We start from the raw sequence: 18,719 nt of genomic DNA on the forward strand, positions 1-18,719 counted from the left end.
CCTCAGGCGCGGGCCATGTTGCGGGCGGCGGCACGCTTGGGCGCGCCGATCCGCATCCGGCGGTCAGACAGCGAGAACGCGCCGCCGATCGCCATCACCAGTCCGCCCAGCCACATCCAGGGCGCGAGCGGATTGCGGTGCAGGCGCAGGACATAGGTCGTGTTCTTGCCCTTACCGTGACGGTCGCCCACCACGCCGTACAGATCGGTGATGAAATTGGTGTGGATCGCAACTTCGGTCGTGGTCTGGCTCTGCGTCGTGAAATCGCGCTTTTCAGGATGCAGGATCGTCACGAGTTTGCCGTTATGGCGGATGGCGATGTCCGCCTGCATGGCCTTGTAGTTCGGCCCGATATAGTCGTGCACGTCCAGCAGGGTCCAGTCATCTCCGGCCAGAGAGCGCGTCTCGCCGATATGGACTTCGACGATGGCGTGCTGCGCCTGGGACATGCCGCACAGGCCGAGCACGGTGATGCCTGCGCCGATATGGGCGAGAGCCGCGCCCCAGCTTGAGCGCGGCAGGTGCTTCATGCGCTCCCACACGCCCTGAGCGGAGGTATGACCCATGCCGATCCGGCGCAGAACGTCGGAGGCGGAGGCCGCGATGACCCAGATGGCGAGCGCGCCGCAGGCGATGGGCAGGACACCGGAGAGCTTCCAGAAGCACAGGACCAGCCCGATCGCGGCGATGCCGGCGGCGGCATAGAGATGCGAGAAGGTCCGGGCGAGTTGTGCGCGTTTCCACGGCAGGGCTGTGCCGACACCCATGGCCAGCAGGAGCGGCAGGGTCAACGGGATCGTGGCGGCGTCGAAGAACGGCTTGCCGACGGAGATCGTCCGTCCGGCCAGAAGCTGCATGAAGGGCGGGTACATCGTGCCCGTCACGACCACGGCGCAGATCGAGCAGAGCAGGATGTTGTTCAGGACCAGCGAGCCTTCACGCGAGATCGGCGAGAACAGGCCGGTCGAGGTGAGGGACGGCGCACGCCACGCAAACAGGGCGAGCGAGCCGCCGATGACGATGGCGAGCAGGGCCAGGATGAACACGCCGCGCGCGGGATCGTTGGCGAAGGCGTGGACCGAGTTCAGGATGCCCGAACGCACGAGGAACGTACCCGACAGCGAGAATGAGAACGTCGCGATGGCCAGCAGGACCGTCCAGATCTTCAGACCTTCGCGTTTTTCCACGACGATGGCGGAATGCACGAGGGCGGTGCCCGTCAACCAGGGAATGAGGGAGGCGTTTTCCACCGGGTCCCAGAACCAGTATCCGCCCCAGCCCAGCACATAATAGGACCACCAGGAGCCCAGCGCGATGCCGCAGGTCAGGAAGCACCAGGCCGCCACGGCCCAGGGACGGACCCAGCGGCCCCATGCCGCATCGACGCGGCCTTCGATCAGGGCGGCGACGGCAAAGGCGAAGGGGACGGCGAAACCGACATAGCCGGTGTAGAGAATGGGCGGGTGGAAGGCGAGGCCGGGGTCCTGAAGAAGCGGGTTCATGCCCTGACCGTCCATCGGTGCCGGGAAGACGCGGTCGAACGGATCGGATGTCAGCAGGCAGAACATCTGGAACCCGGCGGAGACACCACCGAGAATGGCCAGAACGCGCCCGCGCAGGATGTCCGGCAGGTTGCGGCCGAACAGCGACACCGCGCCGCCGCAGATCGCGAGGATCAGCGTCCAGAGCAGGACGGAGCCTTCGTGATTGCCCCAGACGCCGGTGATCTTATAGAGCAGCGGCTTGGAGACGGCGGAGTTTGCCGCGACGTTCTGGACCGAGAAATCGTCGCTGACGGCGCACATGACAAGGCACAGGAACGAATAGCCCAGCGCAATGAGCTGCGAGACCGCGAGATAGGGCGCGAGCCCCACGAGACGGGCATCGCGGCGGTTTGCGCCCCAGAGCGGGACGGCGAACTGCACGAGGGCGAGCACGCAGGCGAGGGCCAGGGCGAAATGGCCCTGTTCAGGTCCGAACATCAGGCGGTCAGCCCCCTGCTTTCTTTGCGGTCATGGTGTCCCAGCTTGAGGCGTCCGGGGCCTTGCCGAAGCGCGGGTCCCATTTGCCGGTGCGCTTGAGTTCGTCCGCGACTTCCTTGGGCATGTAGGTCTCGTCATGCTTGGCAAGGACTTCGCTGGCCGTGAAGCCGCCGTCTTTCTGGACGGTGCCGAGGGCGACGACGCTCTGCCCTTCGCGGAACAGGTCGGGGAGGATGCCGGTGTAATGGACCTCGACCGCGGCCTGCCCGTCCGTGACTTCGAAAGCGTTCACGGGGGTGCCGTTCTCGTTGATGCGGTGCAGGCTGCCGGCCATGACCATGCCGCCGAGGCGGATGGTGCGGTCCGGCGAAGGTGGATTGGCCTTCACCTGCGAGGGCGCCATGAAGAACACGATGTTGGACGAGAATGCCCGCAGGGTCAGGGCGGCGGCGGAGCCGACACAGGCCAGACAGGCAATGACGATCCAGAGGCGACGGGTCTTGCGGGTCATGATGCTGACCTTTCACGGCGGCGGGCATGGCCCTCAACGGCGGCCAGACGGGCCTTGGACTTCCGAAGGCGCAGGGCGGCACTGATGCCGAGGACGAGCGAGCAACCCAGAGTCAGGGCATAGGAGGCCGCGATGTAGGGCCAGTGGTTCGGGAGGTGCATCATGCGACTTGGCTGTCCCTGCGGTCGAGGCGCGAACGGGCCAGAAGCTGGCGCGCGCGGCTTTCATGGATGGCGGCGCTGAGCCGGGTGAAGATGACGGCTGCGACACCGAGCGTGAAGCCGATCGTGCAGATCAGCAGCGGCCAGAGCATCATCATGGACATGGTCGGTGCGCCGGTCAGGGTGATGCTGTCGGGCTGGTGCAGGGTGTTCCACCACTGGACGCTGAACTTGATGATCGGCAGGTCGATCACGCCGGCCAGAGCGAGGATCGCGGCGGCGCGCTGGCCCCGGGCCGGTTCATCGAAGGCGCGGATCAGGGCGATATGGCCCAGATACAGGAAGAACAGCACCAGCATCGAGGTCAGGCGTGCGTCCCATACCCACCACGTGCCCCACATTGGCTCACCCCAGAGCGAGCCGGTAATCAGGCACAGGGCGGCGGCGCAGGCGCCGACGGGTCCGATCTCGATGGCGGCGAGATCCGCCAGCGGATGGCGCCAGACCAGCGAGAGTACGCCGCAGATCGCAAGCCCGAGGTAGCAGGACGATGCCAGCCAGGCCATGGGGACATGCACATACATGATGCGCACAGTGTCGCCCTGCTGCCAGTCGGCTGGAGCGATGAACAGGCCCCAGATGACGCCGACGACCAGAAAAAGGATGGCGCCGCTGCTCAGCCAGGGCAGAAGCGCATGCGCCAGACGCAGGAACTGCCCCGGATTGGCATAGCGATGGAGCAGGTTTGGGGTAGGGCGCACTGGGACAGGGACCTCGGCAGAGTGGCGACGCGGCGATTGGTTCCTCTTGAAATAGTCCGAAGCAATCATATTCGGAAGAGGCGCGTTGTCCCATTGTTCCGATCACTGTTATCACGTTTCACGGAAATGAGCGTCAAATGCCCATGCAGCAGGAGTGAACCGTGGCGTACTGGCTGGTGAAATCGGAGCCCGAGGCGTTTTCATGGGCTCAACAGGCTCATAATGATGTGGAGCCGTGGACGGGTGTCCGGAACTATCAGGCGCGCAACAATCTCGCGGCGATGAAAAACGGCGATCTGGCGCTTTTTTACCACTCCGTCAGCGAAAAACGCATTGTCGGCGTGGTTGAAGTGGTGCGGGAAGCCTATCCGGACCCGACGGCGGAGGATCCGCGCTGGGTCTGTGTGGATGTGAAGGCGATGGGGGCGTTTGTCCATCCCGTAAGCCTGGCTGATATCAAGGCTGATCCGGCTCTGGCGGAGATGGCGCTATTGAAGCAGTCCCGACTGTCCGTGGCGCCGGTGACGGAGGCGGAGTTCCGCCATCTGACGCGGATCGGGGGCTGGACGCGCCCCTGAGGGGGATCAGTGAATGGCGGAGGAGTCGCCATTCACGAGGATGTTCGTCTGGCCGTTGACGGGATGTCCGGCGTAGCTCGTGGGAGAGTCTTCGTCCTCATAGGGGGATTGCACCGGGGCGTTGAACTTCACTGGCATGCCGAACAGCGAGAAATGGGACGGCAGGTTGTTGGTGCCGTTGGTCTTCTGCTGCGCGTTCGTGCCGGGCATGCCGACCGGAAGATGAGTGCGGACGCGATCGCTGTAACTGGCGAGAGCCGCTTCCGAGTCTTCTACTTCGGTATAGCCATGTGGCGGCGGCGGCGCGCCTTCATCAGGGAGGGCAGACTGCTGCGCCGGAGTCAGCGGCTTGGCCGGTGCGCCGACAATCTGGCCAGATGTCGGGCCCATCTGCGGCAGATTGGCCGTGCCATGCGTGGCATGGTGACGGGGATGTCCGGAGGCGGCAAACGCCGGAAAAGCGGCCGGAACGAGGAGGCTGACGGCCAGCGGGGCAGACAGGATCCAGCGCGATAATGCGGTCATTGGTGTAATTCTCCTCACCCCGACGGTAGCCTCTCTGGGTAGTCTTATGGAGCCGATATCCCCATGATGGTGCCATGTTAGGATATGAAACCTGCTATCCGGTAAACGGTTTCGGGTCTTACGAACAGGAGTTTTGATCGTCATGACCGCAGTGAATGACACGCAGCTTCCGACCAGCGAATTCGCATCGATGGCGCTGGACGGAGATTCCCTGGCCCAGCTTCAGTCGGTTCTCGAAAAGGTGGAGCAGGGCCGTGGGGTCCTCGTGCGTCTTGCAGACCTGATGGGCGGCGCCGTCGGACAGGCCACGCGACTCGGTATGCAGGGGCTCGGACTGGCGCCATCGGTGCAGGAAAAGTTCCATAACGCGGCTGAAATCGCTATTGAGCGGGCTTTTCGGATTGCCGTTCTGGGGATCGATAATGACGCCCCGACGCCGTCCCGTGATCCCATGCGCGAAAATCTGGGACAGGCCGCCGTGGCCGTCTCCGGCGCGCTGGGCGGTTTCGGGGGAATCTTTGGTCTGGCGCCGGATGTCGGCTTCACGACGCTGACCATCATGCGCGAGATCGCCCGCATTGCCCGTGAGGAAGGCGAGGATCTGCGCAACGAGGACACGCGCCGGGCCTGTCTGGAAGTCTTTGCCCTGCGCAGTTTTCCGGCGCGTCAGAGTGATGAGGAGAGCGAACTCGGGTTCTTCTCGGCGCGGGCGCTGCTGCGCGGACGGCCGATCGTCATGCTGATGGCGGAAGTGGCGTCACATTACGGAATTGGCCTGTCGCGCAAATTCGCGTTGCAGATGGTGCCGGTAGCAGGTGCGCTGTGTGGCGCGTCGCTCAATGCGGCGTTCCTCGCACATTACCGTGCACTGGCGCGGGCGCATTTCACGATCCGCCGTCTGGAACGCACGCATGGGCTGGCCGTTAAGGAAGCGGCTGCCGACCTGCGCGCAGGGGGAACGGGCACATCTGAAACATTTTCCTGATTTTCAGGATCTTCCGGGGAAAAGCCCATGCCGATCGGTCTTGTCTGGCTTGGATGGACACTGGTGCTGGCGGTCGTCCAGCTTTTCCTCACCGCCGCCGCCTGCCGTCAGCAGGACGGTCTGCAATGGGCGAGCAGCAACCGGGACGGTGAGGCACCCCATTACACCGGGATGGCGGCACGGCTGAAGCGGGCACAGGCCAATCTGGCAGAGACGCTGCCTATCTTCATCGGAGCGGTCCTGCTGGCTTGGGTTTCGGGCCGTTACAGCCCGCTGGCGGGCTGGGGAGCGGGGACCTATTTTCTGGCGCGGACGCTCTATGTGCCAGCCTACGCGTTTGGCTGGGGGCCGGTGCGCAGTCTGATCTGGGGTATCTCGATGGCCGGTCTGGTCCTGGTGCTGATCAGTCTGCTGTGAAGGACGCCTCGGTCATGGACGGGGGTTCGACGCCTTTGCGCATCATCCACAGATCCACGAGTGCGGAGATGACCAGGCAGACGGCGCTGACCTTGGCCAGGGTCATCAGCAGGCCATGTGCTTCGGGCATTGCGAGACGCAGCGCGCCGAGAATGACGAGAATGATGGCATAGATAAAGGCAAGCGGCACTGGCGGTCTCCCTGACGATGGGTCATTCTTATCATGTCCGATGTTGGTACGGCCATGTTTTCCCGTGATGTTCCGGATCATGACACGAGCAAAGACTGTATCTCACATGGATGACATCACGCCGGATCTTCTGCTGCGGGCCTATGCCTCGGGGATCTTTCCCATGGCGCCCGACGCCGGCAGCGCGGACCTCTCATGGTACCTGCCTGAAGAGCGCGGGATCATGCCGCTGAACGGGATGCATGTTCCGAGGAAGCTCATGCGGCTGGTGATGTCCGGCAAAATGACGGTGACGGCGGACCGGGCTTTCGATGCGGTCATGCTGGCCTGTGCGGAGCCTGCTCTAGGGCGGGAGACAACTTGGATCAGCGGACGCATCCGCGCTCTTTACGGTGCGCTGCACCGTCAGGGGAATGCCCATTCCATCGAGGTCTGGGATGGCGAAAATCTGGTTGGCGGCCTGTATGGCGTGTCGCTGCGAGGGGCTTTTTTCGGTGAGAGCATGTTTTCGCGGGAACGGGATGCTTCTAAGGTGGCGCTGGTCCATCTTGTCGCGGGGTTGCGCAAGGGGCGGTTCACGCTGCTGGATACGCAATACACCACGCCTCATCTGACGGGGCTTGGCGGTATCGGGCTTCCGGCGGCGGATTATCTGTCCCTGCTTCATCAGGCGCTGACCGTGCACGCGGTCTGGCCTGACGATTTCAGCCTTCAGGCCCTGCGGGAATCCATTGCGTCCCTGCGTGTGCCTGTCGGGCGCGCGCCTGCCGGAGATCCGCCATGACTGTTTTCACGCGCCCCGTCCTCATGTCTGCCGCGCCATTCGGGCTGCTGGCGGTAGGGCTGTGTCTGGTGACGCCGGCCCGCGCGGAGGATCATCCCCGCCTGACGCCGACGCGCGATGTCACGGTTGTCTATGAACTCACCACGCCATCCGCGCCGCCCAAGGCCGGGCCCAATACCGTCAAGGTGGCGTTCTCGGGGGCGGGCGATCTGCTGCGGATTGATTCGCAGGACGGCAATGGCGTCACGATTCTTGACCGGCTCCGACAGCAGGTGACGCTCGTGATGATGAAGCAGCATGTCTATACGCGCCTGCATCCCAGCCACGGCCTTCATAATCCGTTCATGCTCGATCTGGACATGCAGTACACGCCGGCAGGGCATGAAACCGTGGCGGGTGTGGCCTGTGAGCGCTGGGACATCCAGAGCAGCCACGGCAAGGCCAGCGCCTGCGTGACGGAAGACGGCGTCATCCTGGCTGAGAATGGCGTGGATGCGGATGGCGTGGAAGGGGCGATCAAGGCGCTTTCGGTGTCTTATCACGATATTCCTTCCTCGACCTTTGAGCCGCCGGCTGGATTCCATGTTCTGGAGCCGATGGTCCGGTCAGTCCGCCAGAGTCAGGCGGGAAGTGCGATGCCGTCTCCCGTGCCGGGAACTTCGGGGAACGATATGAAGACGACAATACCCGAGGCGGCTTCCCCCGCGAGGTCCGATTCCGATAGTCCTGTGATCGGGAGCCAGGACAATCCGGCCCCGGCGACGACGACTCCGGGCCCCGAGGCCCCCTTGCCGGGTCAGTCTTCCCAGCCGGATACGACGCAGCCTTCCGTTTCCAATGATTCTTCAGGGGATGGTTCCGTATCTGCTCCGGATCAGCCGCCCGGCGATCCGGCTGATGGAAATTACAGATGAGGCTGACGTTTCTGCGCGGTGCCGGTGGCGCATTCTGTGTTCTGATGGCGGCTGTGTGCGCTTTTCGGGCAGCGGCGGATGTGCCGTCCACTCCTGTTCAGGGGCCCGTACCGGAGCCGGGTTCGGCCCCGCTGGTGACGCCGCTGCATGACGCCGATATCGATTACGTCCTGACTGGCCCGTCCGGGCAGCATCTGCACCAGCGCATGCGCTGGACGTCCGCGCTGTGGCGGCAGCGGGTCGAGCCGGAGGGATCGGCGACTGTGATGCTGACGGATTACCGCACGCATACGCTGATGGTGCTGGATGGTACGAACCGCACGGCGACTGTCATGTCCGCGCCGGGTGAGGGGGTCTCCGCTCCCGGAACGCCGGCATCCGGGTCGTGGCGCAGGCTGGGGCAGGGCAGGATCGCGGGGGAAGCCTGCACGATCTGGGAAAGCGCGGACAGCGACCGTCACCCGACCACATTCTGTTACACGGATGACGGTCTGATGCTCGGGGCGCTGCATGATGGAAAGCCGGTCGTGGAAGCGGTTTCCGTCAGCCACGCGCCGCAGCCCGTCGAGATTTTCGACCCGCCGCCGGGTTACCACCGCGTCGATCCGCCGCGCTGAAGCCGTGGGGTGGGAGCAGGGGTGGACGCTGTTACAATTTGTCCGCCTCCTGCCATGATTGGCGCCTCTTGCTGCCATTTTCAGTGGGCATGATCTTTCTCATGGACGGAAAAACCCCTTTCATCCGGGGGTTCCGGTCCACGTGTTTCGAGGAGAAAGACGCCATGCGTCGCATCACACGTGCAGTTCTTATGGCTGCTCCCCTGCTGATCGGTTCTGCCATCGTCCCGAATGTTCTGGTGCCGCAGGCCCAGGCTCACTGGCATGGCGGCGGTCCTGGTCCCGGTTATGGCGGGCCGCGTGGCGGCTGGCATGGGGGCTATCGCGATCACTCCGGCGCCATCGTGGGCGGGATTCTGGGTGGTCTGGCTCTGGGTGCCGTGGGTGGCGCGCTTCTGGCGCAGCCTTATGCCCCTCCGCCGCCGCCTCCGCCGCAGGTGGTCTATGCGCCGCCTGCCGTGGTCTATGCGCCCCCGCCGCGGGTGGTTTACGGGCCGCCACAGCCGGTTCCGGTCTATCCGGGCATGTATCCGGGTTACTGATATCGGAATACTGAACGGTTTCCGTCCGGTTTGTCTTGATCGTGCCAGAAGGCTCGGGCAATCATGCCGTCCATGACAGCTCTTTCCCACCCATCAGGTCTTCAGCCGGGCGATCGCGCTCCAGATTTCAGGCTTCCAGCTTCGGGTGGCCGTACCGTCAGTAGCGCGGCACTGCTGGGGAAACCCTATCTGCTGTATTTCTATCCGAAGGCCGATACGCCGGGCTGCACCACGCAGGCCTGCGGTCTTCAGGACGTTCTGCCGAAGTTTGACGCCGATGGTCTGACCATCATCGGTGTCAGTCTCGATCCGGTGGCGAAAATTGACAAATTCGCCACCAAATACGGGCTTCAGTTTCCGCTGGCCTCCGACGAGGACCATGTCGTCGCCGAGGCTTACGGAACATGGGTTGAGAAATCCATGTATGGCCGGACCTCTATGGGAATGGAGCGCAGCTCCTTCCTGGTGGACGGGCAGGGCATCATCCGGAACGTATGGCGCAGGGTGAAGCCTGCGACCCATGCGGCTCTGGTGGCTGAAGCGTTCCGGGATCTCTCTGCGGGGGCCTGAGGGTTTCCTCCATAAACTTTTACGAGGGAGACAGGCCGGAAACGCGCCGATGACCGTCTATGGCCGTCCCCGACTTCCCGCGCCTTCCCCGCAGGCATTTGCGTCCTTTCTGTCCGGGGCCGCATTTTCCCCGGCATCTGCATATCGCGCGCTGGGCGGCGCTGGTGTGCGTCACGCCCATCGCGCTCCTCGCTGCCGCGGGAAGCGTCTTTCTGTGGGAGCTGGCGCATGGTCCGGTGGACATCACGCGCGTCTCGCATCTCGTGGAGCCTGTTTCCATCGCGGCGGGCAAGCGTCCCGGACATCCTGCCGGCCGTCTGAGCTGGGATACGCTGCGCATCCAGTGGCAGCCTGCGGCGGGCGGCGTTCCCGCCGGGCTGGTGCTGATGGCGCGCGGACTGAAAGTCACCCGCTTCGATAATCTGATCGCCGAACGTGCCGAAGAGGCCGATGCGGTTCTGTCGCTGAGCGCGCTGTTCGAGGGCGTGATCGCGCCACGGACTCTGCGGCTTGAGAATGCCACGCTGGCCCTGCGTCGTCTGCCCGATGGTGATGTGGACATGGATCTGCCGAACCAGAAGCGGGGCGGGCGGGGCGTGCCGACGCGGCTGGACCGGCTGAGGGCGATTGATGTCCACAATGTTTCCGTCACACTGGCCGGACTGCCGCAGGAGCGGACCGCCGTGATCGGGCCGGTCGAGATGCAGGCGCGCCGCATCCGGGTGGCGCCCCATTCGCCGGATTTTGTCTGGACGGGGACGGCCCGGGCGATGGTTGTGCTCGACGGGTTCCGCACGACCCTGACGGCGCAGGCCAGGCAGGTCGGGAATACCGGCAGGCTGCATCTGGGCAGTACGCCGTTCGAACCTGCGGAGCTTGGTGTTTTCAGCCCGCTGGCGGCGGCCTGGCATGTGCCGGTGTCGGTGGGCGCGGATGCGGTCTTTATGCCGCATGGCATGGATGCGCAGCCGTCGGAGCTGACGCTGAACCTGTTGCTGGGCGACGGACAGGTTTTCCAGAAAACGGCCGATCCGATTCATCTCCATGCCGGACAGGCGAGCGTGCATCTGCGAATGGATCGCCCGGGTCTGGACGGGGGGGGCACGGTTTCGGTGCCGTCTGCCGGGCTGGATGTGGCGGATAATGCGGGTGCGCTGACGCATGTGCATGCCTCGGCCAGTCTGAGGCTGGACAGTCTGCGCCAGCCAAAGGTGATGGACGGGGACGCCGAGGCCGGGCTGGACGGAGTGCGCTTTGCGACGCTGGGCTCCATCTGGCCGGCCAGCATCATCAAGGGCGGCCGGCGCTGGATTTCCCGGAACATCACCGACGGCACGGGGCGCGATCTTGAGGTCAAAGCCCATCTGCACGGCGATCACGGGCCGGACAGCATCCTGCCGGTCTCGGTTCAGGGGCAGCTGACGGGGCGTGGGCTGACGGTGAACTGGTTGCGGCCGGTTCCGCCCGCGACGGGCCTGGATGCGTCCCTGCATTTCGACGGGCCGGAGACGCTCGTGATTGATCTGAGCCGGGGTGTCCAGCCCACGGGCGTGAAGGAGAATGTGCTTCTTCCGGATGGGGAGATCCGGATTGGCGATCTGTATGCCAAGGATCAGACCGGTGATATTTCCACGCATCTGACGGGGCCGCTGGCGGGGTTCATGTCCGTGCTGGCGCATCCGCGGCTGCATCTTCTGGCGCGGCATCCGCTGCCGTTCACGCATCCGGAAGGGATGGTGGACGCGCATGTGCGTCTGACGCTGCCGCTGGTCGCGCATATTCCGGACGGGGCGCTTCATGTCTGGACGCAGGCCGCGTTTTCCGGCGTGCATCTGGGCAATGTGCTGATGGGGCATGCGGTGGACGGGGCGTCTGGAAAGATGTCCGCGACCGAGGATGGGCTGGACCTGACGGGGGACGGGCGGCTTGCGGGGATTCCCACACATGTCGTGCTGCATGAGAATTTCCAGAAAGGTGCGCCGTCGCGGGTGTTGCAGACGATCGATGCGCGCTCGGTTCTGGACCCGCAATCCACGGCGAAGGCGCGGATTGCGCCGGGGGGGCTGTTTGACGGGCATGCGGTTCTGAATGCGCATTTCGTGCAGCAGGCCAATGAGATGTCCGATCTGAAACTGTCGCTGGACATGGCGCAGGCGGTGCTGACGGTGCCGATCTGGGCCAAGCCGATGGGCGAGCCTGCGACGGCGGTGGTGCATATCGGGTTCCAGAAAGGGCGGATGTCGGTTCTGGACGGATTGCAGGCACATGGGACCGGGCTTTCCGTGGCGGGACGGGGCGTGACCCGTGCGGGCAAGCTGACGGGGATCGTGCTTGAGGGCTTCCGGATCGGCAGGACGGAGGGTGATGCGCGTATTGCCCTGCCGCAGAGCGCGGATCAGCCGATTGGCGTGACGGTCGATGCCGATCCGCTGGATCTGGCGCCGATGTTCGCGCCGCATCTGCCGAGAGCACCCGCTGCCGCGTCACAGGGTGACGCGGGCGAGAAGAGCGTGTCCATGGGGGATGACTGGTCTATCAGTCTGAATGCGCCGCATGTCTATTATGGACCCAAGGCGCAGGTGGGAGGTGTCGTCTCGCAGATCGAACTGCGGAATGGGCATCTGACATCCGGGCGGTTTGCGCTCGATGCGCCGACGCGGGTGCGGGCGGTTCTGGCCGATACGGGGCGTGAGCATCCGTTCGTGCTGGATATCGATAATCTGGGGACGCTGCTTGAAGGTCTGGGGCTGTATGACCGTATCCGGGGCGGGCAGACGCATCTGGACGGGGTGTTCACGCCGGACGAGACGACCGTGCGGAAGGTGCCGGAAGGTCGGAATACGAAATCTGCCGGGTTGTGGGGCGGGTTGCCGCCGTTCCGCGGGCATGTGGAAATGGGGCCGTCGCAGTTCCTGCGGCCGCCTCTGACGCTGACGGCGGTGTCGGACCTGTCGCCGCTGCACTGGCTGACCAATCATCTGGACCGGTTCGAGATCAGCCATCTGGCGACGCGTCTGAGCCTGGCGGGGAACCTGCTGGTGCTGCATGACGGCGTGATCGGCAATCAGGCGCTTGGGGCCACGATGGAAGGGCCGATCGACCTGACGACGTCTAAGTTGAACCTGAACGGGACGATCGTCCCGCTCTTCGGGCTCAATGCGCTGCCAGGGCGGCTGCCGGTGCTGGGGCATCTGCTGTCTCCCGAAAAGGGGGGCGGCCTGCTGGCGGCGACGTTCGATCTGCACGGGACGGTCGAGAAGCCGGATCTGTCGGTCAATCCGCTGTCGATGCTGCTGCCGGGCGTGATGCGGCGCATCCTTCATTAAGTCGGCGGCCGGGGTTATGCTCCGGTAACGTGAGGCCGGGGATTTTCCTGACCGGCCGGGCTCCCCATATCCGGGGAAGCAGACCTTCTGACGGGGCTTCGGGGAGCGGGAGACGCCAGTGACCGACATGACAGATCTTTTCGGCGGCGCTCCGGAAGCGAACCGCTCCCCCGGACATGCTTTGGGCCGTGGGCCGTCCCGTGCGCCGGAGAACATGCGGCAGCAGCGCCCGATCGAAGCACCTCAGGTGCAGCGCCAGCCGCCGTCGCGGACGCAGCCTCTGGCGGACCGTCTGCGGCCGAAGCGGCTGGAAGACGTGCGGGGGCAGGATCATCTGCTCGGGCCTGAAGGAACACTCACGCGGATGCTGGCGCGGGGCACGCTGTCCAGCCTGATCCTGTGGGGCGGTCCGGGATGTGGCAAGACGACGATTGCACGGCTTCTCGCAGGGCGGGCCGGGCTGTTCTATTCGCAGATTTCGGCTGTTTTTTCCGGCGTTGCAGATCTGCGGCGGGCGTTTGAGGAAGCGGACAAGAAGCAGGCGGCGACGGGCAAGGGCACGCTGCTGTTCGTGGACGAGATCCATCGCTTCAACCGGGCGCAGCAGGACGGGTTCCTGCCCTATGTGGAGCGCGGGACGGTGGTTCTGGTGGGGGCGACCACGGAGAACCCGTCTTTTGCGCTGAATGCGGCGCTGTTGTCGCGGTGTCAGGTTCTGGTGCTGAACCGGCTGGATGATGCGAGCCTTGAGAGCCTGCTGCTGCATGCGGAAGAGGAAGTCGGGCGTCCTCTTCCTCTGGACGGGGAAGCGCGGGCCAGTCTGCGGGCCATGGCGGACGGGGACGGGCGGTATCTGCTGAACATGGTCGAGCAGCTTGTGGCGCTTGACCCGTCGAAAGTACTCACACCGCGCGATCTGGCGGCGATCCTGTCGCGCCGGGCCATCCTGTATGACCGCGACCGGGAAGAGCACTACAATCTCATTTCCGCGCTGCACAAATCGCTGCGGGGGAGTGATCCGGATGCTGCTTTGTACTGGTTCGCGCGGATGCTGGAGGGTGGGGAAGACCCGCGCTACATCGCCCGGCGTCTGACGCGGTTTGCGGCCGAGGATGTGGGGCAGGCCGATCCGTCCGCGCTGCCGTTGGCCGTGGCGGGATGGCAGACCTATGAGCGGCTGGGCTCACCGGAAGGGGAACTGGCGCTGGCTCAGGTCGTGGTGCATCTGGCGACTGCGCCGAAATCCAATGCGGTTTATACGGCCTATAAGGCGGCCCGGGCTCTGGCGCGCGATACCGGAAGTCTGATGCCGCCGTCACATATCCTGAACGCGCCGACGACCCTGATGAAGGATATCGGGTACGGCAAGGGCTATGAATACGACCATGACAGCGAGGACGCGTTTTCGGGTCAGAACTACTTTCCGGAAGGGATGCCCAGAGCGTCCCTTTATCATCCCACGGACCGCGGACATGAGGGGCGGATCAGAAAACTTCTGGACATGCGGGCCGCCAAAAGGGCATCCCGCGAACCATGACAGTTACCAACCGCATCGTGACCGAGGATGAGGCCGATATTCGCCTCGACCGCTGGTTCAGACGTCACTACCCCAATCTGACGCAGGGCGCGCTCCAGAAGCTGTGCCGCAAGGGACAGATCCGCGTGGAGGGAGGGCGTGTTCAGACCAATACGCGCCTGATCCCCGGACAGAGCGTCCGCATCCCGCCGCTGCCGGACGTGGACAAGCCCGCGCCGCTGCCACCGCCGGACCCGATGCTGGAGCGCGAGATCCGCAAGATGGTGATTTACGAGGACGAGCATCTGCTGGTTCTCGACAAGCCGTCCGGCCTTGCGACGCAGGGTGGTCCGGGCATTACGAAGCATGTGGACATGATGCTGGACGGTCTGCGGCCCGAAGGCGGGGACCGGCCACGTCTGGTGCACCGCATTGACCGTGATACGTCCGGTATTCTCCTGATCGCGCGGACGCCGGGTGTGGCGGCGAAGCTTGCGGCGGCGTTCCGTGGGCGTGATGTGGAGAAGACGTACTGGGCCGTGGTTGTCGGACGGCCTTCGCCGGAATCCGGCATCATCGACCAGCCTCTGGCGAAGATCGGTGCGGGCGGCGCGGCTCTGGTGATTGCGGCATCGCGCGATGAGGAAGACGCGGCTTCGGCCAAGACGGAATATGAGACGCTTGATGCGGCGGGCAAGAAACTGAGCTGGCTGAAGCTGTCTCCGCTGACCGGTCGGACGCATCAGTTGCGCGTGCATACCGAATCCATCGGAACACCGATTGTCGGTGATCCGCGCTATGGCGGGAAAGCGGCGCATCCGGAAGGCTTCATCGACCGGCTGCATCTGCATGCGCGCCAGCTTGATATTCCGCATCCCGCCGGCGGACGTCTGATCGTGACGGCACCTCTGCCGCCACATATGCGCGAGACGTTCCGCACGCTCGGTTTCGTGCCGGGTGAGACGCCGGCGCCCAGGCGTGTCCGGGGTGGGAGCAGCAGCAAGGGCCGGGGGCCTGTAAAATGAAGAAGCTGACCGGCGTTCTGATTGCCGTCATCGTTGCCATTGTGGGTGTGAGTGTGGCCACGCATGTCCTGATCGATCAGGATGCGCTGCGCGAGCGTGTGGCTGTGGCGCTGAAGCACCAGACGGGGCTTACGATGCAGGCCGGTCATTCATCGGTGCAGCTTCTGCCCTGGCCGGCCTTCGAGGCTACCGACGTTGTGTTGACGCGCGATGGACAGGCACCGCTTCTCAAGGCCCATACGATCCATGCCGGGATCGCCGTTTTCGCTCTGTTGCACCGTGAGGTCCGGTTTCAGGATGTCGTGATCGAAAAGGCGACGGTCAGTCTGGTGCGAGGTCTGGACGGGCAGGCGAACTGGTCCCTGACGCCGGATCGTGAGAACGAGGACGCCTCGCTTCCCGTCCGTGGGCGGAGCGGGCAGCGGATTCATGCGCACTGGGATCTGTCTCTGGACGGGTTGCATGTCGCGCAGGCGGCCGTGCTCTGGAACGACCGTTTGACCCGTACGAGCGGGTCGTTCGGTGTCGATACGCTGGATCTGGACGGACTGCGCAGTCCCAGCCCGTGGATTAGCCTTCAGGGGCATCATGCGGGCACGCCGTTCACGCTTAAGGGGCATGTGGGCAACCTGTCGCAGATCCGCGGAACGGACCCCTGGGCGTTCAGCATCGGAACGACGCTGGGCGATGGCGAAAAGCGCGACTGGCTGAATCTGGACGGGCGGATCGGCAATCCGTCGCGGATGGAAAACGTGGTTCTGACAGCGCAGGGCGAGTGGCCCAATCTTCAGGATGCGCATCGTCTGTTCCCGCATGCCAATCTTCCCAATGTCCCGGCCCTTGGCGGGGATGTTGCGGTTCAGGGTAGTCCCGGACCGCTGACAGGACTGACCGGAGACGCGCTGCTACATCAGGTTCTGGGCAGCATGAATCCGACGCGGGTGCATCTGCATGCCGGCTATGTCGGGCTGCGGCAGGGCGCGTTGCAGAACCTGCATGTTGATGCCGCCGGGCCGGATGCGGCGCTGACCGTCACAGCGGATACGCAGTGGCGGGATACGGCCTGGCACGTCGAAGGCGGGGCAGGGACGATGCAACAGGCGCTTGCGGCCTGGCGCGACGGGTTGAAGACCGCTGTTCCGCTGACGGTGCAACTGCGGAGCCAGACGACGCTTCTGTCCGGTGCGCCTTCGCTCAATGCGCAGGACAGTGCCCGTTTTGCCCTTTCGGGAACGATCGGTGCGGAAAACGGACATGTCGTGGCGGAAGGGAGCGGCAGGACGCTCCATCTGCCGGGTGCGGTTCTGCATGATGTCAGTCTGCATGGCACGCTGGACGCGCCGGACCGCGAGAACCTGTCGCTCGACGGGCTGACTTTCGGCAGTCAGGAACTGTCTGTGGACGGAGCACTGAAGCTGGTTCTTGGGCATGGCGTTCCGCCGGTCGTGAGCGGGAACCTCCATGCCGCGAAAATGGATATGGATGTGCTCAAGGGGCTGTGGCTCCAGCCTGCGCAACCGGCTGTTCCGGCTGTGCCCGCGCTGAAGCCTGTAGCAGCGCAGAATGAGAGCGCGGTTTCGGCTGTGAGCGGTCATCTGTCGCCTGAGACGGCCGCTGCGGACCCGACACCGTCCTGGGTGAAGCGGTTGCGGGCGCAGGATATGAACCTGCATCTGACGGCGGATCATGTCGTGTTCGCGGGGCGGGACTATACGGATCTGGCGACGCGCCTGACGCTGTCGGGCGGGCATCTGCGTCTGGACCCGATTTCCGGTCAGGCCCAGGGACTGCCGCTGTCGGGAATGGCGGAACTGGATGCCAGTGCGCTTGCGGTGACGGGTAGCGTGACGTTCCAGCCGCTGATGCTTCCGGCCGGGTTGCTGGAGACGCAGCTTGGAATGCCGCTTCTGCTTCAGGGGCCCGTGCAGATCGTGGGGCAGCTTTCGGCGAAGGGCAACAGTTCGCAGGAACTGCGGCAGTCGCTGGACGGACATCTGGGCATTTCCATGGTGGATGGCCGGGTGCAGAGTGAACTTCTGGGGCGGATGGCAGGGTCTGCGGCCAGTATGGTGCTCGGGAAGGGGGACCGGTCGCTCCGCTGCCTGGGGCTGCATATGAGCATTGCGAACGACGTTGCTCATATCGACACGCTGGGGCTTCAGTCCGGGCGATTCTCGACGTCGGGCAGCGGGACTGTCGGGCTTGGGACGCAGGCGCTGGATCTTCGTCTTCTGCCGGTGGTGGATTTTGAAGGGGCGGGGGCGTCCACGCCGGTCGTGCTGACGGGGACGCTGGGGGCCCCGCATGTCGAGCAGGATCGTGACGCGGGCGGCAATTTTCATGTGACGATCGGCGGGGACAGCAATGCGGTCGACCCCTGCACGGCACCGCTGGCGGCGGCGCGGGAAGGGCAGGCTGGGCCGGCTCCTTCGGCGGTCAAGGCGCATCATTCGAAGGCCGGGGATATCCTGCGGGCTCTGGGAGTTCTGCATTGAGCGGGCATAAGCGTTTCTGGAAAGCGGTTTCGGTCGTATCGGAGGACGGGCTGTTCCAGCCACGTCTGGACGGGCGGCCGATCCGTCTGCCACAGGGCCATGTTCTGGCGGTGCGTTCCTCTGCGCTGGCCGAGGCTATTGCCGGGGAGTGGGGGCAGATCGCGGAAGGCGCGGCCTTCACACCGGACGCGCTACCCCTGACGCGGATGGCCGGGACGATGATCGAGCGTATTGCGCCCGATCCGCAGGCGGCGCGGGAGATGCTCCTCGGATTCGGCGTGGATGACGGGCTCTGCTACTGCGCAGATGGGGCCGGGCCTGTTGCGGCGCAGGTTTTCGCCTGGCTTTCGGGTTACGGCATCCACCCGAATGTAACTGACGGTCTCATGCCGGTGGCCCAGCCCGAGGACTACACGGAGGCCCTGGGAAGGCTTCTGGCGGGGCGGGATGATCTGGAACTGGCGGCTCTGGGCGTTCTGGCTCAGGCGACGGGTAGCCTCCTGCTGGCGCTTGCCGTCGTGAGACGCGCTGTCAGCCTCGTCGACGCCGTTCTGTGGGCCAATAATGATGAAAACGAGCAGCTTGCGACCTGGGGGCAGGATGACGAACTCATCCGTTCCATGGAGAACCGCGAGAAAGACATGCTTGACGCGGATCTGTTCCTCACGTTGGGAAGCAAGGTTTCAGTCTGAGAGGAAAATACCCTGAATGGGGCACGATCTTGCCATATTCGGAGATCATTAGAGGGCGCTGTCATGTGACAGAACGAGAGAATTGGTGACTCGTTCCCATGGGGGAGCAAACGCTATTTCACGGATCT

Annotated in this window: 19 protein-coding genes; 13 read left to right on the top strand and 6 right to left on the bottom strand. The window is 64.5% G+C overall.

Features of this window, described 5'->3' with window-relative positions; genetic code table 11:
- Positions 1 to 2: 2 nt before the first annotated feature.
- From GFJ39_RS04930 to GFJ39_RS04940, 4 genes are read right to left on the bottom strand one after another with little or no spacing between them, the layout of a single operon-like run.
- The gene (locus GFJ39_RS04930) at positions 3 to 1,982 is read right to left on the bottom strand and encodes a heme lyase CcmF/NrfE family subunit (protein WP_153430299.1); all 1,980 of its coding nucleotides are present in this window, start codon (positions 1,980 to 1,982) and stop codon (positions 3 to 5) included.
- 7 nt (positions 1,983 to 1,989) lie between these two features.
- On the bottom strand, positions 1,990 to 2,493 hold the full coding sequence (ccmE, locus tag GFJ39_RS04935) for a cytochrome c maturation protein CcmE (protein ID WP_011253174.1): 504 nt from the start codon (positions 2,491 to 2,493) through the stop codon (positions 1,990 to 1,992).
- A complete protein-coding gene (locus GFJ39_RS14035) occupies positions 2,490 to 2,657 on the bottom strand; it encodes a hypothetical protein (RefSeq protein WP_194285294.1) in 168 nt (55 codons plus the stop codon). The genes ccmE and GFJ39_RS14035 overlap by 4 nt, the downstream gene beginning before the upstream one ends.
- Positions 2,654 to 3,415 carry a heme ABC transporter permease gene (locus GFJ39_RS04940; protein WP_325062835.1) on the bottom strand — a complete coding sequence of 254 codons (762 nt, stop codon included), beginning with the start codon at positions 3,413 to 3,415 and terminating at the stop codon, positions 2,654 to 2,656. The genes GFJ39_RS14035 and GFJ39_RS04940 overlap by 4 nt, the downstream gene beginning before the upstream one ends.
- A 161-nt stretch (positions 3,416 to 3,576) precedes the next feature.
- On the opposite strand from GFJ39_RS04940, the gene GFJ39_RS04945 reads away from it, so the two are divergent.
- The gene (locus GFJ39_RS04945) at positions 3,577 to 3,993 is read left to right on the top strand and encodes an EVE domain-containing protein (RefSeq protein ID WP_325062836.1); all 417 of its coding nucleotides are present in this window, start codon (positions 3,577 to 3,579) and stop codon (positions 3,991 to 3,993) included.
- Between the two features lie 6 nt (positions 3,994 to 3,999).
- On the opposite strand, the gene GFJ39_RS04950 is transcribed toward GFJ39_RS04945, so the two are convergent.
- Positions 4,000 to 4,518 (bottom strand): hypothetical protein, encoded by a 519-nt coding sequence (locus GFJ39_RS04950; protein ID WP_153430300.1) that lies wholly within the window; start codon positions 4,516 to 4,518, stop codon positions 4,000 to 4,002.
- 142 nt (positions 4,519 to 4,660) lie between these two features.
- Here GFJ39_RS04950 and GFJ39_RS04955 point away from each other — a divergent pair, with 142 nt between their 5' ends.
- Both GFJ39_RS04955 and GFJ39_RS04960 read left to right on the top strand, forming a co-directional pair.
- The gene (locus GFJ39_RS04955) at positions 4,661 to 5,503 is read left to right on the top strand and encodes an EcsC family protein (RefSeq protein WP_153430301.1); all 843 of its coding nucleotides are present in this window, start codon (positions 4,661 to 4,663) and stop codon (positions 5,501 to 5,503) included.
- Between the two features lie 27 nt (positions 5,504 to 5,530).
- Positions 5,531 to 5,920 (top strand): MAPEG family protein, encoded by a 390-nt coding sequence (locus GFJ39_RS04960; protein WP_153430302.1) that lies wholly within the window; start codon positions 5,531 to 5,533, stop codon positions 5,918 to 5,920.
- Here GFJ39_RS04960 and GFJ39_RS04965 read toward each other — a convergent pair.
- Positions 5,907 to 6,110 carry a hypothetical protein gene (locus GFJ39_RS04965; protein WP_153430303.1) on the bottom strand — a complete coding sequence of 68 codons (204 nt, stop codon included), beginning with the start codon at positions 6,108 to 6,110 and terminating at the stop codon, positions 5,907 to 5,909. The genes GFJ39_RS04960 and GFJ39_RS04965 overlap by 14 nt on opposite strands.
- 106 nt (positions 6,111 to 6,216) lie before the next feature.
- Here GFJ39_RS04965 and aat point away from each other — a divergent pair, with 106 nt between their 5' ends.
- The 10 genes from aat (at position 6,217) to GFJ39_RS05015 (ending at position 18,591) form a co-directional block, all read left to right on the top strand.
- Positions 6,217 to 6,894: a leucyl/phenylalanyl-tRNA--protein transferase gene (gene aat, locus GFJ39_RS04970; RefSeq protein ID WP_228391802.1), complete on the top strand. Its 678-nt coding sequence runs from the start codon at positions 6,217 to 6,219 to the stop codon at positions 6,892 to 6,894.
- Entirely contained in the window at positions 6,891 to 7,808 is a 918-nt protein-coding gene (locus tag GFJ39_RS04975; RefSeq protein ID WP_153430305.1) for a hypothetical protein, read from the top strand. The genes aat and GFJ39_RS04975 overlap by 4 nt, the downstream gene beginning before the upstream one ends.
- Positions 7,805 to 8,425, top strand: a complete 621-nt coding sequence (locus tag GFJ39_RS04980; RefSeq protein WP_153430306.1) for a hypothetical protein — start codon at positions 7,805 to 7,807, stop codon at positions 8,423 to 8,425. The genes GFJ39_RS04975 and GFJ39_RS04980 overlap by 4 nt, the downstream gene beginning before the upstream one ends.
- 164 nt (positions 8,426 to 8,589) lie before the next feature.
- Positions 8,590 to 8,967: a hypothetical protein gene (locus GFJ39_RS04985; RefSeq protein WP_153430307.1), complete on the top strand. Its 378-nt coding sequence runs from the start codon at positions 8,590 to 8,592 to the stop codon at positions 8,965 to 8,967.
- A gap of 63 nt (positions 8,968 to 9,030) precedes the next feature.
- Entirely contained in the window at positions 9,031 to 9,537 is a 507-nt protein-coding gene (gene bcp / locus GFJ39_RS04990) for a thioredoxin-dependent thiol peroxidase (protein ID WP_153430308.1), read from the top strand.
- A 59-nt stretch (positions 9,538 to 9,596) separates the two neighbouring features.
- Complete coding sequence (locus tag GFJ39_RS04995) at positions 9,597 to 12,863, top strand: YhdP family protein (protein WP_153430309.1); 3,267 nt, start codon at positions 9,597 to 9,599, stop codon at positions 12,861 to 12,863.
- Positions 12,864 to 12,990: 127 nt separating this feature from the next.
- On the top strand, positions 12,991 to 14,400 hold the full coding sequence (locus GFJ39_RS05000) for a replication-associated recombination protein A (RefSeq protein ID WP_153430360.1): 1,410 nt from the start codon (positions 12,991 to 12,993) through the stop codon (positions 14,398 to 14,400).
- Positions 14,397 to 15,404, top strand: a complete 1,008-nt coding sequence (locus GFJ39_RS05005) for an RluA family pseudouridine synthase (RefSeq protein ID WP_153430310.1) — start codon at positions 14,397 to 14,399, stop codon at positions 15,402 to 15,404. Before GFJ39_RS05000 ends, GFJ39_RS05005 begins: the two co-directional genes overlap by 4 nt.
- Entirely contained in the window at positions 15,401 to 17,899 is a 2,499-nt protein-coding gene (locus tag GFJ39_RS05010; RefSeq protein ID WP_153430311.1) for an AsmA family protein, read from the top strand. Before GFJ39_RS05005 ends, GFJ39_RS05010 begins: the two co-directional genes overlap by 4 nt.
- Positions 17,896 to 18,591, top strand: coding sequence for an ATP12 family protein (locus GFJ39_RS05015; RefSeq protein ID WP_153430312.1), 696 nt, complete (start codon positions 17,896 to 17,898; stop codon positions 18,589 to 18,591). The genes GFJ39_RS05010 and GFJ39_RS05015 overlap by 4 nt, the downstream gene beginning before the upstream one ends.
- The last annotated feature ends 128 nt before the right edge of the window (positions 18,592 to 18,719 follow it).

Source organism: Gluconobacter aidae, assembly GCF_009547075.1.
Lineage (GTDB): Bacteria > Pseudomonadota > Alphaproteobacteria > Acetobacterales > Acetobacteraceae > Gluconobacter > Gluconobacter aidae.

What these genes read in the sequence shown, in the direction of transcription:
- GFJ39_RS04930 (WP_153430299.1), bottom strand. Translation starts at nt 1,982, where the DNA reads ATGTTCGGACCTGAACAGGGCCATTTCGCCCTGGCCCTCGCCTGCGTG.
- ccmE (WP_011253174.1), bottom strand. Translation starts at nt 2,493, where the DNA reads ATGACCCGCAAGACCCGTCGCCTCTGGATCGTCATTGCCTGTCTGGCC.
- GFJ39_RS14035 (WP_194285294.1), bottom strand. Translation starts at nt 2,657, where the DNA reads ATGATGCACCTCCCGAACCACTGGCCCTACATCGCGGCCTCCTATGCC.
- GFJ39_RS04950 (WP_153430300.1), bottom strand. Translation starts at nt 4,518, where the DNA reads ATGACCGCATTATCGCGCTGGATCCTGTCTGCCCCGCTGGCCGTCAGC.
- GFJ39_RS04955 (WP_153430301.1), top strand. Translation starts at nt 4,661, where the DNA reads ATGACCGCAGTGAATGACACGCAGCTTCCGACCAGCGAATTCGCATCG.
- GFJ39_RS04960 (WP_153430302.1), top strand. Translation starts at nt 5,531, where the DNA reads ATGCCGATCGGTCTTGTCTGGCTTGGATGGACACTGGTGCTGGCGGTC.
- aat (WP_228391802.1), top strand. Translation starts at nt 6,217, where the DNA reads ATGGATGACATCACGCCGGATCTTCTGCTGCGGGCCTATGCCTCGGGG.
- GFJ39_RS04975 (WP_153430305.1), top strand. Translation starts at nt 6,891, where the DNA reads ATGACTGTTTTCACGCGCCCCGTCCTCATGTCTGCCGCGCCATTCGGG.
- GFJ39_RS04980 (WP_153430306.1), top strand. Translation starts at nt 7,805, where the DNA reads ATGAGGCTGACGTTTCTGCGCGGTGCCGGTGGCGCATTCTGTGTTCTG.
- GFJ39_RS04985 (WP_153430307.1), top strand. Translation starts at nt 8,590, where the DNA reads ATGCGTCGCATCACACGTGCAGTTCTTATGGCTGCTCCCCTGCTGATC.
- bcp (WP_153430308.1), top strand. Translation starts at nt 9,031, where the DNA reads ATGCCGTCCATGACAGCTCTTTCCCACCCATCAGGTCTTCAGCCGGGC.
- GFJ39_RS04995 (WP_153430309.1), top strand. Translation starts at nt 9,597, where the DNA reads ATGGCCGTCCCCGACTTCCCGCGCCTTCCCCGCAGGCATTTGCGTCCT.
- GFJ39_RS05000 (WP_153430360.1), top strand. Translation starts at nt 12,991, where the DNA reads ATGACAGATCTTTTCGGCGGCGCTCCGGAAGCGAACCGCTCCCCCGGA.
- GFJ39_RS05005 (WP_153430310.1), top strand. Translation starts at nt 14,397, where the DNA reads ATGACAGTTACCAACCGCATCGTGACCGAGGATGAGGCCGATATTCGC.
- GFJ39_RS05010 (WP_153430311.1), top strand. Translation starts at nt 15,401, where the DNA reads ATGAAGAAGCTGACCGGCGTTCTGATTGCCGTCATCGTTGCCATTGTG.